The 16,481-nt window shown below is 38.3% G+C and carries 13 protein-coding genes; 4 read left to right on the top strand and 9 right to left on the bottom strand.

The window, feature by feature from the left end:
* Nucleotides 1–67: 67 nt before the first annotated feature.
* A complete protein-coding gene (locus RBU59_RS23170) occupies nt 68–2,551 on the bottom strand; it encodes an excinuclease ABC subunit UvrA (RefSeq protein ID WP_308144839.1) in 2,484 nt (827 codons plus the stop codon).
* Nucleotides 2,552–2,754: 203 nt separating this feature from the next.
* On the opposite strand from RBU59_RS23170, the gene RBU59_RS23165 reads away from it, so the two are divergent.
* A complete protein-coding gene (locus RBU59_RS23165) occupies nt 2,755–3,471 on the top strand; it encodes a MerR family transcriptional regulator (RefSeq protein ID WP_308144838.1) in 717 nt (238 codons plus the stop codon).
* A 110-nt stretch (nt 3,472–3,581) separates the two neighbouring features.
* On the opposite strand, the gene RBU59_RS23160 is transcribed toward RBU59_RS23165, so the two are convergent.
* Genes RBU59_RS23160 through RBU59_RS23150 form a run of 3 tightly spaced genes read right to left on the bottom strand, consistent with a single transcriptional unit; the run spans nt 3,582 to nt 7,189 of the window.
* Nucleotides 3,582–4,511 (bottom strand): carbohydrate ABC transporter permease, encoded by a 930-nt coding sequence (locus RBU59_RS23160; RefSeq protein WP_308144837.1) that lies wholly within the window; start codon nt 4,509–4,511, stop codon nt 3,582–3,584.
* A gap of 14 nt (nt 4,512–4,525) precedes the next feature.
* The gene (locus RBU59_RS23155; protein ID WP_308144836.1) at nt 4,526–5,467 is read right to left on the bottom strand and encodes an ABC transporter permease; all 942 of its coding nucleotides are present in this window, start codon (nt 5,465–5,467) and stop codon (nt 4,526–4,528) included.
* A 60-nt stretch (nt 5,468–5,527) separates the two neighbouring features.
* Nucleotides 5,528–7,189: an extracellular solute-binding protein gene (locus RBU59_RS23150; protein WP_308144835.1), complete on the bottom strand. Its 1,662-nt coding sequence runs from the start codon at nt 7,187–7,189 to the stop codon at nt 5,528–5,530.
* Between the two features lie 47 nt (nt 7,190–7,236).
* Here RBU59_RS23150 and RBU59_RS23145 point away from each other — a divergent pair, with 47 nt between their 5' ends.
* From RBU59_RS23145 to RBU59_RS28705, 3 genes are all read left to right on the top strand, one after another.
* Nucleotides 7,237–7,365: a hypothetical protein gene (locus RBU59_RS23145; protein ID WP_308144834.1), complete on the top strand. Its 129-nt coding sequence runs from the start codon at nt 7,237–7,239 to the stop codon at nt 7,363–7,365.
* Nucleotides 7,366–7,499: 134 nt separating this feature from the next.
* Complete coding sequence (locus RBU59_RS23140; protein ID WP_308144833.1) at nt 7,500–9,797, top strand: AraC family transcriptional regulator; 2,298 nt, start codon at nt 7,500–7,502, stop codon at nt 9,795–9,797.
* Nucleotides 9,785–9,970, top strand: coding sequence for a small, acid-soluble spore protein, alpha/beta type (locus RBU59_RS28705; protein ID WP_308148630.1), 186 nt, complete (start codon nt 9,785–9,787; stop codon nt 9,968–9,970). Before RBU59_RS23140 ends, RBU59_RS28705 begins: the two co-directional genes overlap by 13 nt.
* A 102-nt stretch (nt 9,971–10,072) precedes the next feature.
* Here RBU59_RS28705 and RBU59_RS23130 read toward each other — a convergent pair whose 3' ends face one another.
* The 5 genes from RBU59_RS23130 to RBU59_RS23110 form a co-directional block, all read right to left on the bottom strand.
* Entirely contained in the window at nt 10,073–11,254 is a 1,182-nt protein-coding gene (locus tag RBU59_RS23130) for a GNAT family N-acetyltransferase (protein WP_308144832.1), read from the bottom strand.
* 25 nt (nt 11,255–11,279) lie between these two features.
* A complete protein-coding gene (locus RBU59_RS23125) occupies nt 11,280–11,501 on the bottom strand; it encodes a YdbC family protein (RefSeq protein ID WP_308144831.1) in 222 nt (73 codons plus the stop codon).
* A 315-nt stretch (nt 11,502–11,816) separates the two neighbouring features.
* Nucleotides 11,817–14,258, bottom strand: a complete 2,442-nt coding sequence (gene ligD / locus RBU59_RS23120; protein WP_308144830.1) for a DNA ligase D — start codon at nt 14,256–14,258, stop codon at nt 11,817–11,819.
* Nucleotides 14,259–14,260: 2 nt separating this feature from the next.
* Nucleotides 14,261–15,034 carry a non-homologous end joining protein Ku gene (gene ku / locus RBU59_RS23115; RefSeq protein WP_308144829.1) on the bottom strand — a complete coding sequence of 258 codons (774 nt, stop codon included), beginning with the start codon at nt 15,032–15,034 and terminating at the stop codon, nt 14,261–14,263.
* Nucleotides 15,035–15,193: 159 nt separating this feature from the next.
* Nucleotides 15,194–16,183 carry a DUF4349 domain-containing protein gene (locus RBU59_RS23110; protein ID WP_308144828.1) on the bottom strand — a complete coding sequence of 330 codons (990 nt, stop codon included), beginning with the start codon at nt 16,181–16,183 and terminating at the stop codon, nt 15,194–15,196.
* Between the last annotated feature and the right edge of the window lie 298 nt (nt 16,184–16,481).

The raw sequence follows: 16,481 nt of genomic DNA, 5'->3' as shown, positions 1-16,481 counted from the left end.
CAAATTGTTACAGGGTTTTATGATTCTTTTCGACAAATTAACCTCCTCATTGTGTGAATTCTGTTTCTCACAATTCCGTTAATGAACTTAATGATTTTCGTAAGAATTCAGCCGTAACAGTTTCTCCCGACTTAAGCATTTCTATTGGTGTTCCTGTAAATACTACATTACCTCCATTTAGACCTCCCTCCGGTCCAAGGTCAATAATCCAGTCAGAAGCCTTTATTACCTGCTGGTTATGCTCAACGACAATCACCGTATTACCGGAATCAACCATTCGGTTCAAAAGAGTCAGAAAATTCTCAACATCAATGGGGTGCAATCCGGTAGTCGGCTCGTCCATTAAATATAAACTGGACTTACCATTATTGCTGATCAGTTCTTTTGCTAGTTTTAAACGCTGTCCCTCTCCTCCGGATAGCGTTGTCAAAGACTGTCCAAGTTCTAAATAACCTAATCCTACATCTTTTAGCAACCCCAGAATCCGTTCAATTTTAGGATGTTTGTTAAAAACAGAGCTAGCGTCCTCGACAGACATTTGCAGAATGTCCTTTATCGTATATCCCTGATACTTTACATATAAAACTTCGTTGTCAAATTGCTTTCCGCCGCAAACCGGACAAGTTACTTCTATATCAGTAAAAAACAACATATTACTGGTGATATAACCTAATCCCTCGCAATTTTCACATCGGCCTCCCGGGGTATTAAAAGAAAAATGTTTGGCAGATAGCCCTTTCTCTTTTGCTTCCTTTAACCCGCCGAAAATTTTACGGATTTCTGAGTACACATCAGAATAGGTGGCAACATTGGAGCGTTTCATTCTGGTGATTGCAGCCTGTTCTATGGTGACAATCCGGTCAAATTGCTGTGTCTCTTTCACAACATTACAATCAGCGGGGTTTTTGTCTCTAACTGCTGCAAGAACTTCAAATATCAGTGTAGATTTTCCAGAACCTGAGACACCTGTGACAGAAATGAGGCAGCCAACGGGGAAAGTAACGTCAATTTTTTTCAGGTTATATAGATTGGCATTTTTGATTTTGATTACCTCACCCGTTCCTTTTCTAAACATTTTTGGTTCCTCATGCCTTTTCTTTAAATAAGCCCCGGTTACTGACGTTTCTTGTTTATTGATTTCAGCTAAAGTTCCGGTTCCGATAATTTCACCGCCATGTTTTCCGGAACCGGGGCCGATATCCACAATATAATCTGCTTCAGCCATAATATCGGGGTCATGTTCAATTACAATAACCGTATTGCCCTTATCACGAAGTTTTTTCAATATCGCTATCATTCCCTCGGTATCTTTTGGATGAAGACCAATAGTTGGCTCATCCATAATGTAAATAATTCCGGTTAAGTCAGAATCCAAAGCAGCCGCCATTTTTACTCTTTGCATTTCACCGCCGGACAGGGTAATGGTCTGTCGGTCAAGGGAAAGATATTCAAGTCCCAGGTTTACAATTCTTTGAATCTTTGTTTTCAAATCCAGCAGATACGCTTCAACAAGGTCACGTCCGGCACCACTCAGTGAACTTTCGAGTTTTTGTATCCATTCATATAATTCTTTCAGGGAAAGTACAGACAATTCCGGCAGCCGTGTACCAATAACCGTTACTGCACGGCTTAATTCCGCTAACCGCTCTCCCATACAATCCGGACAAGTATCGAGATCAAAATATTCATTTAATTGTTTTGAATCACCGCCCTTATCGGACATCCTCCGCCATAATGCCGGCAAAACTCCCTCAAACCTGCCTGCTGCAACTGCCTTTGGAGGTTTCCTATCAGGGAATGCTCTCTTTACCTCTTCATTATCCACACCATGATAGAGGATAGTTTTTTGAATCTCACTATATTCTGCAATTGGAGTATTTTCTTCTACTGGAATGTTATAAAACCTAAAAGCATTATATAAAATAGAAATCTGATATTCCTTATATTTCTGCTCCCAAAAATCCACAGCACCCTCTTCCGGTGATAAAGTCTCATGCACTGCTTTCTCTTTATTGATTTTAAGAACTTTTCCCATTCCATCACAAGTCTTACAAGCACCTTCTCTGGTATTATATGAGAAATGTGTTCTGGTCAGTTTTACCATTCTGTAATTACATTTGCAACAATACATATATACCGTATAATCTCCATCCACTTTTTCAAGTTCTTCTTTACAATCTGCGGCTGATATGATTTCCTGACAGTGGGGACAAACCCGTACACCCAGCTTTTCATAGATCATTCGCAAGTCAGTATAAATATCGGTCAGTGTTCCTACCGTCGACCTTGGATTTTTATGTGATTCTATTTGTGAAATTAAAATTGCGGGGGAAACGTTGTGTATAGAATCGATTTTAGGTTTATGAATCCCCTGAAGTCCTATCGCTTCCAAATACTGTCTTTGACATTCGTTAAAAATAACATTCATAGCCAGAGTAGATTTCCCGGAGCCTGAGAGTCCCGTAAATACCACAAGTTTATTACGAGGTATTTCTAATGAAATATTCTTAAGATTACCTTCTTTTGCACCGCTAATTATAATATTAGACATAAAAATCCTCCTTTTTTTCAATAAGTCTCCTATACTCTACTTTACTCAGTTGGTATTTCATTATAATTGCCCCTTTCAAGTATTCTTAACTATAGTATACAACATTAATGCAATAAACGAGGTTTTTCTGAATTATTTGTTTTATTTATTGCAAAAACTTTAGGGTAGTATTAGAATGTATGAAAAAGGAGTTATGAATTGTTATGGCAAAACGGCCCATTGATATAGCGAGAAAATTAAAGATAAGTACAACGACACTTAGACACTATGAGGATTTTGGTATGATTCCCGATGTTAAACGTTCATCAAATGGTTACAGAATTTACACTGACGAACATATTGCATACTTTCTTTGTATTCGGGAAATGATGTATGGATTTACCCTGTCGGAGATTGCTAAATTCCTGAAATCTGTTATGGCAAAACAGACGGATAAGGCCTTATGGATGGCGAATAAGGCTCAAGCCGCACTTCAGAGGGATAAATACGTTTGTGAACAAATAAAACAACGTTTTCTGCATAAAAAGAGTATTACCGGGTTAAAAGAGTATTCTATTGATGCCGTGAGTAAAGCTACGGGTATTAATCCCTCCACAATACGTTATTGGGACAAAATAGGCCTTATATCTGCAGGTAGATGCACCGGAAATAATTACCGGACATTTACACCGTCACATATAGATGAAATTCTGATGATACAGGCACTCAAGCTTTCTATGCGGGCACGTGGTGAAAAATACGCCGTGGAACAAATCCGTAAAGAAATAAACGCTTTAAACTTTGATGATAAAGATAAGATATCTACTATTGTCGCCGGTATTGAAAGTCATATAACAGCATTGAACAGGGCACAAATTCGAAGTATCAGTGCCCTGTTCAATCTATGCAATCAGGTTGAACAAAACCAGTATGAAGTTTGATGCTTTTAACTGTACTTTATATTTCTTGTGCCTTTGCTCAAATATCGTCTGAATTGCATATTCTGCTTTAGGTCTCCAAATAAATCTTCCGCCAATTACTTGACTTGCACTTATTCCTTTAAAGCGCCAATCATAACTCCCTTGGTAAAGAACTTTTGAAGAAAAGGATAAATAATTAGAATAGGCACCGTAGAAACAATAATCAGTGCATATTTTATCAATTCAGCCAGGTTGGCCATCTCATCCATACCGACTCCTCCTGTCATGGTAGCAGACTGATTGGCAAGGAGAATATTACGAAGCACCAACTGCAGGGGGAATTTGGATGGTGTGCGCAGATAAATGGATGCCGAAAACCAGGAATTCCAGTGACCCACACCATAATAAAGTACCATTACGGCAAGGGTTGCTTTGACTAAGGGAAGCATGATTTTAGACAGAATCTGCAAATGATTTGCACCATCTATTTTAGCTGCTTCCAGCAGGCTGTCCGGAACCGATACAAAGGATGTTCTCATAATAATCATATTGGTTGTACTTATTGCTCCGGGGATAATCAGGGACCAGATGGAATCCAGTAGATGCAGATCCCTGATATTAAGGTAATTCGGTATCATTCCTCCGCTGAAGTACATAGTAAAAATAATAAAAACCATAATATTTTTCTTAAACATAATATTTTTTAAGGACAGAAAGTAAGCTCCTGCGATTGTCATAATCAAATTGATAGAAACGCCGACAACCAGTATAAAAATCGTATTCAGATATCCTCTGCCTATCATGGCATTTTGAAAGACCAGCTTATAGGCGGACATAGTTACATTTCCCAGTGGTGCGAGCAGCAGACCGGTATGTCTTTGAAGTTCATCCGGATCACTGACGGAAGCTACAATAACAAAATACATGGGATATAACGTAATGATAACTATAAATATTAAAAATATGTAGTTAAAAAATTGAAAGATTCGGGAACCGGTCAGACTTTTTTTCTGCCGTAATTCACTCGATTTGATATATACCACAGATTGATGCTGTTTCATGCCCTTGTCTCCTCTTACCATAAGCTGACCTCACTGACTTTGCGGCTTAATTTATTAAATACCACTACCAGGATAAAGTTAATTACCGAATTGAATAAACCAACCGCTGCACTATAGCTCCAGTTGCTTTCCAGTAACCCTTTGCGGTAAACAAAGCTGGATATGACATCTGCCGTATCATAGATGCCTGGGTTATATAATAAGATAATCTTTTCGTAACCGACATTCATAATTCCGCCGATTGCCAAAATAAAAAGTATAATGATAGTGCTTGAGATACCGGGCAGGGTGATATGCAGCATTTGCTTAAATCGGTTAGCCCCGTCGATTTTAGCTGCTTCATACAGGGACTGATCTATACCGGATAAAGCCGCCAGGTAAATAATAGAATCCCATCCGAGATGCTGCCAGATTCCAGAAATTACATAAACAGGCACAAATAAATTCGGTTGTGAAAGCATGGAACCGGAATCATATCCAAACAGGGCGGCAATATAAGTTACAATTCCCGTGTCAGAGGTAAATAATTTAATTAAGCTGCAGACTACCACCAACGAAATAAAGTGGGGCATATAGGAAATTGTCTGAACTGCTTTCTTAAACGATTTATTCTTAACTTCATTTAACAGCAAAGCCAGGATAATTGGTGCCGGAAAAGAGAAAATCAGGGAAGTCAAACTGATTACTACCGTATTCTTTAAGATACGGCTAAAATAATAGGAGTTAAAAAAATCAATAAAATGTTTAAATCCAAAATCAGCTGCAAAACTGCTCCCTATGATTCCCTTTCCAGGGGAATAATTCTTAAAAGCAATCAATGCCCCATACATTGGTTTGTAGGAAAATATAATATAAAAAATAATGACAGGAAGTATCAGCAGATAAGCTCCGTAATTTTTACTTATGTCCTTTCGAGCTCTTATAAAAAAGCTATTTTTGTCATTTTTAAGTTTCAAAAAGCCCATCCTTTCCAGGGGAAAGATGTCTCTTCTTTCCCCTCATAAATATATTACAATTTATTTTCTGGAGTAATATTCTTCCATGGCATTCTGCTGTATCTCTGCCACTCTTTCAATCCCCATGCTCTTAAGGGTCTTTATATATTCTGAATCAAAGCTGGACAAGGGTTCCACTCCCATAACATATTTAACTGTCATCTCATCTTTATAAGTATTAATATCACTAAGCATTGCAGTATACTCGGAAGCATCATCACTATTGATTGTTACCGGAGGAATAATATAACTGGAGGCATCGTTATCAGTCCAACTCTTTAGGGCTGCCTGCTGTTGCGGCAGGGCAGCATACTGCCTTATGTATTCTGGGTCTTGAACGAACCATCCGACATTCCAGGAACGGGTATAAGCTGCTAACGCCTGCTGCATGGTAAGACCATTAGGGTTATGTGTTATCAACTCGGTATACACCGGTTTATTATCAACCATGGTATAGCTCTCCCCCTCTATACCAAAATTCTGAAATAATTTACCCTCTTCCGTATAAGAATAATTCAAAAATTGTGCCGCCAGTTCCTTCTTCTTACAGTTTGGAGTAATTATTCCGAAAATACCCATAACCGCGTTATCTACATGCCCGCACATTGGTTTATCACCTTTGTTTGCCACTAGAGAACGAATACCTGCCAGGCTGTATTCCCCTTTGCCCTCCATAGTACGCAAATAATTTCCAAGTCCACCGCTTAAAGCACCTACAGTAACTCCCGATTGCCCATTCATAATGTTAGCATTTGCTGTATCAGCGTCCAGGGTTGAAAAATTCTGGTCTAACAGGCCTTCTGTATAAAGTTTATTTAGATATTCCAGAACCTGCTTATATTCCGGTTGCGCGAAACCAAAATAAACTTTACCATCTTTCTGATAAGCTCCTGCCTTTGGCAGACCAAAACCGGAAGTAATCAACCCTAAATTCACTAACTGATTAAATCGATCCATGGTCGTGGATAAGGGAACGCTTGCTCCTTTCTTTTCCTTGAATAGCTTTAGCATCTCATAGAAGTCATCAACTGTTTCAGGGGTTTTAATTCCCAATTCCCTGCACCAGTCATCACGAATAATCAGACCGATGGAGGTGCGCAGAATTTTGTCCCCTCGGATAAAGGGAAACCCAATATAATCTCCATTCGCTGTCATACTGCTTTTTAAATAATCATCATCGCTCTTAAGTACAGCTAACATATCCGGTGCATTTGCTTCAATTATATCATTAAGCGGGTAGATAATTCCGTCCTGTATTGCCTTTTGTGAACCACCGGAATAGGAACTGGCATTAAATTGTATGATATCGGGTAATTCACCGGATGCGAAGAGCAGATTCATAGCACTGTCATCTGCCATGGTTTGATATTCAATCCTTACTCCTGTTCGTTCCTGGAGTGCCTTGGCATATGGTGTATCCGCAAAATTATCATAAGTTGCTGCCCACGGACTCTCATAGTAAATAGCAATACTTAATGTCTCCTCTGTCTTAAGCGGATAGGTGATTGCCCTGCTCTTATCTTCGTTCTTCCCTGTGTTGTTTTCCGTCTTGGAACTTTTTCTGGAATTACTGTTTGTTTCTGCCGCCTGTTCTTTCCCCCTACAGGCTGCCAAGGAAAGAACTATCATGGTCAGTGTTAAGAAGAGTGCCATTAATCTGTTCCAGTTTCTTTTTTTTTTCATTTAAAATACCTCTCTACTAATATTTTTTCCATCTGATGAAGGTCAATATGGAGACTCATGTAAAACAATATCCGGATACTTTTCTGCAAAAGTCTGTTATTACAGTATCAGATTCTTTTTTCATTGCACAGTACATAAATGGCACATTGACGGACAAAACAGGTACTTTTTTATAATTTTTGCTTTTTTGTCCTGTAGTTTTTGTACTATTGTCCTAAAAATCACTGATATTTTTTATAAAATATGGTATTATTAAAACATCTGATATTTTACCGCACATATTATTGTAACCATGTTTTGGAGGTATGCCATGTTTAAAAATTGCAAAAAAAAGTATAAAGTCAGCACAAGCGTTACCACTACATGGCTTATCTCTTATATTTTGATTTTATTAATTCCCCTTTTTACTTCGTTGTTTCAATATATCTACACAAATTCCGCTGTTGTGGATCAAATCAACCGTTCTAACGAAAAGTTACTGAATAATATTCAATACAACATCGATAGAATATTAAATACATTGGACAGTTCCAGTACTTCTATCATCTTTAACGATCATTTCGAAAAACTGTTCCAATTACAGAACACTCAAAAAGTAGCATTCAATTATGAGCTGCGATTTTGTGTTGACCGCTTATCCGTGCATTATCAGGCCAATCCGAATATTGATGTAACAGTTTATATGCCGGATAAGAGCTACCTGATTCATTCCGCGACTGCCAATCGTATATCCTATATCTATGACAATCTGGCACTAAAAGGGGTTCCAATCCCTCAAAAGGAATGGATTGAGAAGCTTAGCACTCCATATCGGAGTACTTACTTTTTTTCTCCTTATATGAGCTATCGAAATTTCGGGAAAGATTCCATCGTATTTGCCAGATCAGTTCCTCTTTTGGCTCACTCCAATGTTGTAGCCAATGTGTTTGTATCCATACCCTATAGTAAAATGAAGGAGATTTCTGATGTATCGACCGGGGAATTTTTGATTTTAGATGATAATGGTACGCCAATAAAGCCAGAGAATATTCTTCTGCCGGAATCCCTTACCTTAACCGGCAACAAAGGAATAAAAACCATACGTAACGGCAAGAAAGAATTCATTCTTTCTTATGTGAAATCCAATAAAGTAAACTGGTATTATGCTGTTCTTACACCCACCCGAGACTTTTGGATGAAAGCTGACTATATCCGTGTTATAAGTTTAAGCAGCATTATCATTGCCCTGTTTCTGGGTGGAATTTCAATTTATTGTCTTCTAAAACGAAACTATAAACCTGTAAGAAATGTTGTTGACTTAATCTCCTTCCAGGAAAAAACTGATTCTAAAAATGAGTTTGAACTGATCCGCGACGCTTATATAGATTTATATAAAGAAAACTCGTTCATGAAAAACAGCCTATCCAGGCAATTGGAACGGTCAAGGGAAATCTATCTGCTAACCAGACTAAAAGACATGAATAGCCATTTAACCGATGAAGACTCCATGGAATATTTACAATTGGATTTTGAAGATAAGCAATTTGCTATTGTTTCTTTTTACCGCAGTTATACAAATGAGGATATACAATACTTTGATAATGATGTTATGGTTTACAATAATTTCATCCTTTTTGTCCTGAATAATATCTTTATAGAATTGACAGAAAACAAATATCCGTATTATCAGTTAACAGATGGGGAATTAGTTCTATTTTTGTTTGTTCTGGATGGAGAGTATTCCCGTCACTGGGAAAGTTTTTGCCCTGATAAATTAAAGCAAATGTATTCTTTTTTAAAGGAAAAACTGGACTTATCCTTTTATATTACCATTGGAGAAATCTGCAATGATTTTAAGTATATCAATTCCTGTTATGAGGACATTTTAAATGCCCACGAGTATAATTCTGTGATTCATGAAGATGGAATCGTGCTGGTTAAAGATATAACAGAGCCGTTTCATCATATGGACAGAATTAAGGTGAATTATGAAAAACTTCTCTGCGATACCATATTTTTAGGAAATTACCGCAAAGCTTCCCAGCTGACGGATATGATATTTGATGAGTTTATGAAAGAAGCAGATACTGACTTCTCCATCCATAAATATTACATTTACCACTTAGTTGATGCCATCATACAAGCACCCTTACATACTCCTGCAGCTAATATCAGCAGGAAAAATTTATGTATCCTGTTGGATAATATCACCCTTTGTACCAATACCCAGTCACTAAAAAAAGCTTTCTTAAATATAATTAAGGCAATCTGCGGAATACCGCAGGAGAAGTATGATGAAAGAATTCAGAGTTTATCAAACAGCATCAAAAATCACGTAAATGCGAACTATTTGGACTATAATTTAAGTATCGCTTCCATTGCGGAATCCGTAAATCTTAATCCAAAATATATGTCCAGACTATTTAGAGAGGAAAACGAAGAGGGTTTATTGGATTACATTAACACAGTGAGAATCCAGAAAGCAAAAATAATTCTGGAAGCACAGGATATCAATCTGGAAGACCTGGCCTTAATGGTGGGTTATACAAATGTCCGGACTTTCCGCCGTGCTTTCCAGAAAACAGAAGGAATTACTCCCGGTCAATACAAAAATAAATCCCGCACGTAAAAAATTCCCTCAGGCCTAAATCTGAGAAATTAAAGTACGAAATTGCAAATGAAAACGGCATTCCGATTAAAAACGATGTTACCAGTGAGATGACTTCCTATCAATACGGTTATATGATCAAAAAAATGATAGAAGCTCAAAAGAAGCAAATGCAAGATGAAATGAAGCCTTAATGAATAAAGGGGCTGTTGTAAAATTCAAGATCATCTTGACATCTGCCAAAGGATACTATCCTTATTACATTTCGTATGAATCCAGCCGGTCAGGGTTTGAAATCAGTCCCATTGTCCAGGGAATCTTAATTTTTTTAGCTTTGGAAATCTTTTATTAAATTCTTCTACTTCTTCCCTGGGTAAATGATCGAAAACTTCTGCTTCATAAAATTTTCCTTTTATATTTTTCATGCTGCCTTTGATCAATTCAATACCCATAAATGCATCAAAGTTTTTACCGTCAGCGGTTGTAATATTAAAATTATCACATGTTTTAAATCCTATTCTTGGGTAATATTCCGGTTCTCCAAAAATTATGATCCCTTTATACCCTTTACTTGCTGCTAAGCTCATTGTTTCCTTTAATAACAGCTCGCCAACACCACAACCCTGCCATTTCGGCTCTACGCAAAGAGGTCCAAAGGTTATCATATCATGTGTATCCGTCCCATCAACGACTCTTGCTTTTGAATACATAATAGCTCCGATTACTTCCCCATTCACTACTGCTATTCTGCTCAGCTCCGGAAGATAGTCTTCATCCTGCCGTAATTTATGTACAAGGTAATGCTCGTCACATCCAAGGTGATGTTTGTTCCAAAAAGCGTGCTGGGTCATCAATTCCACACTGTACCAATCATCCTCTGTTTCCATTCTAATCTCAATCTCTTCACGTTTTAATTTTACCTTTTCTTTCGGAAACCACCCAAATTCTAATCTGACTTCTTTTCTTATCAAATCATTATTCTTGTAGCAGCAGGTATCCATACCGATCAGGCCGAAGCCTTCATGCTGATAAAAATCAATTGCATTCACATTACAAGATTGCGTTTCCAGTATAATAGCACGGCGGCGTTCTCTTCGGACCTGTTCCTTTGCTGTTTCAATTAGCGCCTTGCCAATTCCCCTTTTCTGGTATTTCTCTGATACCCAAAGTTCTGTAATTCTAAGTCGATTAGACCATAATTCCTGATCCGTTTCCATCGCGGCAACTAATTCCTTTTGAACGAATACTCCCCAGGCATACGCATGCTCCCAATGATCTTCATATAATTTATCCGGGTAATCATATTCTTCCGGTGTATGGCTTACCGGCTCAGTAAAATCTTTTTTTTCTATCTCAACTGTAAACCCCTTATCTGTTTTATTTACTAAAACATCATAATACTTATCAGTCGTATACTTTATAGGTATAATAGTCCCTTTCCATTTATCCCTCGATAAATGTACGATTTCGTATTCCATAGCTAACCTTAGCCTTTCTTTTGAATTACAGCTCTATTGTATTTAGAATCTCCCTCAGTTTTGTAACTTCGTCTTGGTTCATAGTTGTACCCTTACCCATTTTTTCATGAGCCGGAGCCCAGTCTCGCAGATCATATTTTGGCTCACCGCCATTCCAACTTATTAAATTCAGTTCTTTTCTCCATCCTTTTGAATTTTCGGATAATATTCCGATTTCTTTCATGATGTCGTATTTAATATCCGGCATTATCTTCTCCTCCAAATCTAATTTGATTTTTACCACTAAATAACTATAATTCTTATATTAGAAAAGCTACTGCAACTGCTAACCTAATTGTTGTGATAACTCATCCGATCCTGTTCATGTTTATTATATCAAATTAAAACCTATTGACAAAGAAATATTTTCCGTTTTTCTCAAATTATTCAAAAAAAATTACTATTCATTCCCCTGCAAAAAGCAGCCGTTTCGTGAACAATAACAGACCTCCCGAAACCATAAAACACATAGTCAGCGTTTTGGCGCTGCAATTATAACTGTAATATAAAATACGCTTTCTGTTCATTTAAGCTGCTGATTGTTCTGATAAAAATCTGCCCAGGGGTCTTTACCGAGGATTCTTTGCAGTGCTTCTGCCATATTGATGCCGTCGGGTGCCACCGTATCCAGTTCATCCCATTCGATGGGCATGGATATCCTTGCCCCTTTTCTGGCCCTGATGGAATATGGAGCAATACTTGTTGCACCTCTTCCGTTTCGAATCCAGTCAATGAATATCTTATTGGTACGCTTGGCTTTTCTTACATTACTTGTATAACGGTCAGGCCACTTCTTTTCCATAACTACGGCAACGGATCTAGTGAAATCGTGAACCACATCCCACGTAGCAGCAGGTTTTATAGGTACAACAACATGGTAACCTTTGCCGCCGCTGGTCTTAAGATAGGAGTCCAGCGAAAGTTCTGCAAGAATACTTTTCATATCCCGTACACCCTGCCTAACTATGCTCAAATCCATTCCTTCATCCGGATCCAGATCAAATACCATCATATCCGGTTTATCAAGTTTCTCTACGCGGCTTCCCCAGGTATGAAATTCTATAGTACCCATTTGTGCTTCCGAGATAAGCCCGGATGCATCCTCAATATAAAAATAATCTTCTGTTTCCAGGTTGCTTCCGGAAACAGGGATTGTAACAATTCCTTTGCTGCCCGGACCAGGATGTTTCTTAAAAAAACATGTCTTCGATATTCCTCCCGGACAGCGTACAATACTTAAGACCCTGTGACTCACATATGGCAGCATACGTTCCGACACTTCCTCATAATATCGGATTACATCTGCTTTTGTAATAACAGGGTCTTCAAATATCACCTTATCCGGGTTGGTAATTTTTATTCCTTTAATTATAATACTGTTTCCATCCGCTTCCATAGGCTGCTCCGTTATTCTGCCGGATAATGGGGGGTGTACATCCTCCTCCGCTTTTTCCATTCTTATTTCCAGAGGATCCTTATCTGCCCGCAAGCCTTTAAAGCTTGCCTGTCTTAATAGATTCTCACCGGTCCACTCTGCAAATTTAATTTCTGCCACCAGTCTGGGTTCAAGCCAGGTAATCTCTTCGTTGGACTTATGCTTAGGTATCTGTTTAAATGGAGACTCTGCCCTCTTTATATTCTCAAATTGGTTCTCAAGTTCTTTCATGTTACGTTCATTTAAACCGGTTCCGGCACGTCCGGCATAAACTAAATCCCCGTTATCATAAACACCCAGGAGAATCGCACTTACTCCTCTTACCTTTTTATCGGTCCGTGTATATCCTCCTATGACAAATTCCTGTCTTTTATCACATTTTAATTTAATCCAGTCTCCGTTTCTGGTTCCGCTATAGGTGGAATCTGCTTTTTTACCAACTATCCCCTCCATTCCCGCCTTACAGGCGGCAGTGAAACTTTCCTTTCCTAATCCCCTGACATGCCGGCTGTAGTAAAGGTTCTTTGGGGCATTTATCATTAAAACCTTTAGTGTTTCTTTTCTGTCAATCAGCCGTTTTTCTCTAAGATCCTCTCCGTCCAGTGCAAGGAGATCAAAAACGATATATGTCAGCTTTTTACCCTTAGGATTTTTCATATAGCTTTGAAGTGCCTGAAAATCCGTCTTACCTTCTACATCAGTGATAGTCATTTCACCGTCTAAAATCATCGATCTTCCGCCGGCGAAATTCACAAGAGAATAGGCGACATCTTTAAACCGCTTTGTATAATTATTGCCGTTTCTGGTTATTAACTGCACGTTATTGCCCTCAATAAAGCTAAGTATCCTGTAACCGTCATATTTCATCTCATAAAGCCACTCTTCTCCTTCGGGAACTGTTTTAACTAATTGAGCCAGCTGTACCTCTAATTTGTTAAAGGGGTTTCTTGTAATCTTTTCCTCTTTCCCTTCTTCAATTTCTTTCATAGTCCGCCCGGTTCTTATACTGGTTATAAACTCAGCAATTCCTTCGGAAGTTTTGACATATTCATCTTTTTCTTTTAAAAAAAGCCAGTTATCCTTTTTCTCTCCCTCTTTTGCTTTCATTTGCACAAGGGCCCATTTTCCCTTGAGTCTTGTTCCTTTTAAGATAAACTTAAGCACTCCGTCCCGAAGTCCTTCCTCCACATTCCCATAAGGTTCCCAATAGCCTTCATCCCAAATCATAACTATACCGCCGCCATATTCGCCTTTTGGAATTGTCCCCTCAAAGTTCCTGTAATCCAGGGGATGCTCCTCTACGTGTACGGCTAACCGCTTATCACGGGTATCATAGGAAGGGCCCTTGGGTACTGCCCAGCTGAGTAAAACTCCGTCCCATTCTAAACGTAAATCATAATGTTCTTTGCGGGCCATATGATGCTGGACAACAAACCTGAGACCTTCCCCGGCAAGATCTGTTATACCCTCCGGCTCCAAGGTTCTGTCAAAATTCCTTTTCTGGTTATATTCATTAAGTTTTAAAGTCATAATCACGCCGGTTCTTTCTCTTTTTTGGCTTTCTCAACACTGGCTTTAAGGGCTTCCATTAGATCGATGACTTTCCCTTCATTCTCGGACTCTGCGGCAACAACCTCTTTCCCTGATATTTTGGTTTCTATTAAAGCACGGAGCTTAATCTGGTACTCATCTTTATATTTTGATGGATCAAATGGCGTATCCATAGAATTAATCAGCATCTTTGCCATATTAAGTTCCTGCTCTGCGACTTCTGGTTTCGAATATTGTTTTTGAAGTTCTTTGATTTCATCAGCATAAAACATAGTGGATATCAAGATACCGTCCTCTCTTGGGATGATTGCCATAAGCGTATCGCTAGTTCCCAAAACCGTTTTCCCTATGGCTATCTTCTGTTCGGCCATCAGAGCCGCACGAAGAAGTTCGAATGCCTTTTCACCACCTGCCTCAGGTGCCGCCTGATAGGTTTTGTCGTAGTAAACGGGAGAGATCTGGTTTAATTGTGCAAAATGCAGAATCTGTATGGATTTTTCTTTTTCTGTTTTAATTTTTTCAATCTCACTGTCTGTAATAACAACATACTTATCATCATCATACTCGTACCCTTTCACTATGTCCTCCGTCTTAATCTCTTTACCACAGTGGGCACAGGTTTTTTTGTACCGGATACGGCTATTATCCTCCTTGTGAAGCTGATTGAAGTGGATATCATTGTCTTGTGTAGCTGTAAACATTGCGATGGGAATCGCAACCATACCGAAAGTTATAACCGATTTACGCGATATCATTTTAGAAACACCTCCGGAATTATTGTTTCCAATTCTAGAATAAGTATTCGGTAATCCTTTTTATCTCAAAATGCTCTATTAAGTCATAAACAAGGACATCAGTTCTGCAGATCTGATGTCCTTGTTTTTTCTTATAAATTATTTTTAAGATGTGATTCCTTATGATTTATCCGATTCCTTTTCCTGAGCACTGTCTTGTAACACCACTGCCGTGGGAATAGGCTTTTGTAACGTCTTTTTGTATTTTTTATTTATTTTAATCCCAATCAGTACAAAGATAACCAGAATAATTCCCCATAATATAAGATAAGGACCATTTACCACTAACCAGACAATAAAATTAACAAAACCCTGGCGAATGTTATATAGGCTGTCTTTTAAACCGGTACCCATTCTGTTCCAGGCACTTTTTCCTTCAACCGGTGTAATCCGCACAACTTCATCCACTGTTAATGTAATCGTGGAATATTCCACCAGATTGTCATAGGTACGCAGAGTAGATGCATATTTCTCCAGTTCATACCTTACATCACTTAAACGGTCTTCCAAGGATATGATATCCTCAAGTTTCCCTGATTTCTCCAATAAGGCCAGAAGTCTCTCTTGCTCAATTTGTAGTGCCTTTACATGGCTTTTTGTATCTACATAATTAAGGGTAATATCTTCCATGGATTCCTGTTTATTAATAACATTGGCATTTTTATCGACCTTGGTTATAAAAGAATCCACTTCTGTACTAGGTATGCGGATAACCAGATTAGCATACCTGTTTGTGCTTCCCTCATAGCTATCTCCCTGAATTTCTGATTTTTCTATATATCCTCCTGATTTATTAACTTCTTTCGTTATAAAATCCATGGTCGGATTAAATTCCATAGTCTCAAGCTCCATAATAATGCGCCGGATTAATTTACGGTTAGTACTTACAGATTCTTTCCCTGCAGTCTCATCCGCTAATTGCTCAGTACCTGTATCTGATGCAATTCCAGTTGAAGAGCTATACTTCATATCAGCCTTAGTTCCACTGGAAGTATCCGAACCGCTGCTTCCACCGTTTAATTGATTTCCAGAAGTGCTGCCTTTTGAACAGGCCGTTAATAATAATGTAAATAGTATTAAAAAAATTATTGCTTTATAATTTTTTCCCATATGCTTACCATCCTCTCCTATTAGCTCCAGTTCTTTAAACCCAGTTTTACCTCTATGTTAAACTCACACTATTATTATAATATACTTTTCCAATTATAACAAATAAAAGTAAAAATTTAGAGAAATTTAGGTTGCAATTCAGCCATAGGCTGAACTATAACCAATTAACAAAACAAAAAATTCCTTACTCTCACCACGGAAAGTAAGGAATTCCATGTTACTGTTCACTCCCCTGCAAAAAGCAGCAGTTCCGCGAACAATAACATGCTTCGCGATGCACACAAAACGCGAAGACAGC

The sequence above is a fragment of the Anaerocolumna sp. MB42-C2 genome (genome assembly GCF_030913705.1).
Lineage (GTDB): Bacteria > Bacillota > Clostridia > Lachnospirales > Lachnospiraceae > Anaerocolumna.
The sequence above is the reverse complement of the archived record's forward strand: the minus strand, read 5'-3'. Positions and strand labels throughout refer to the sequence as shown.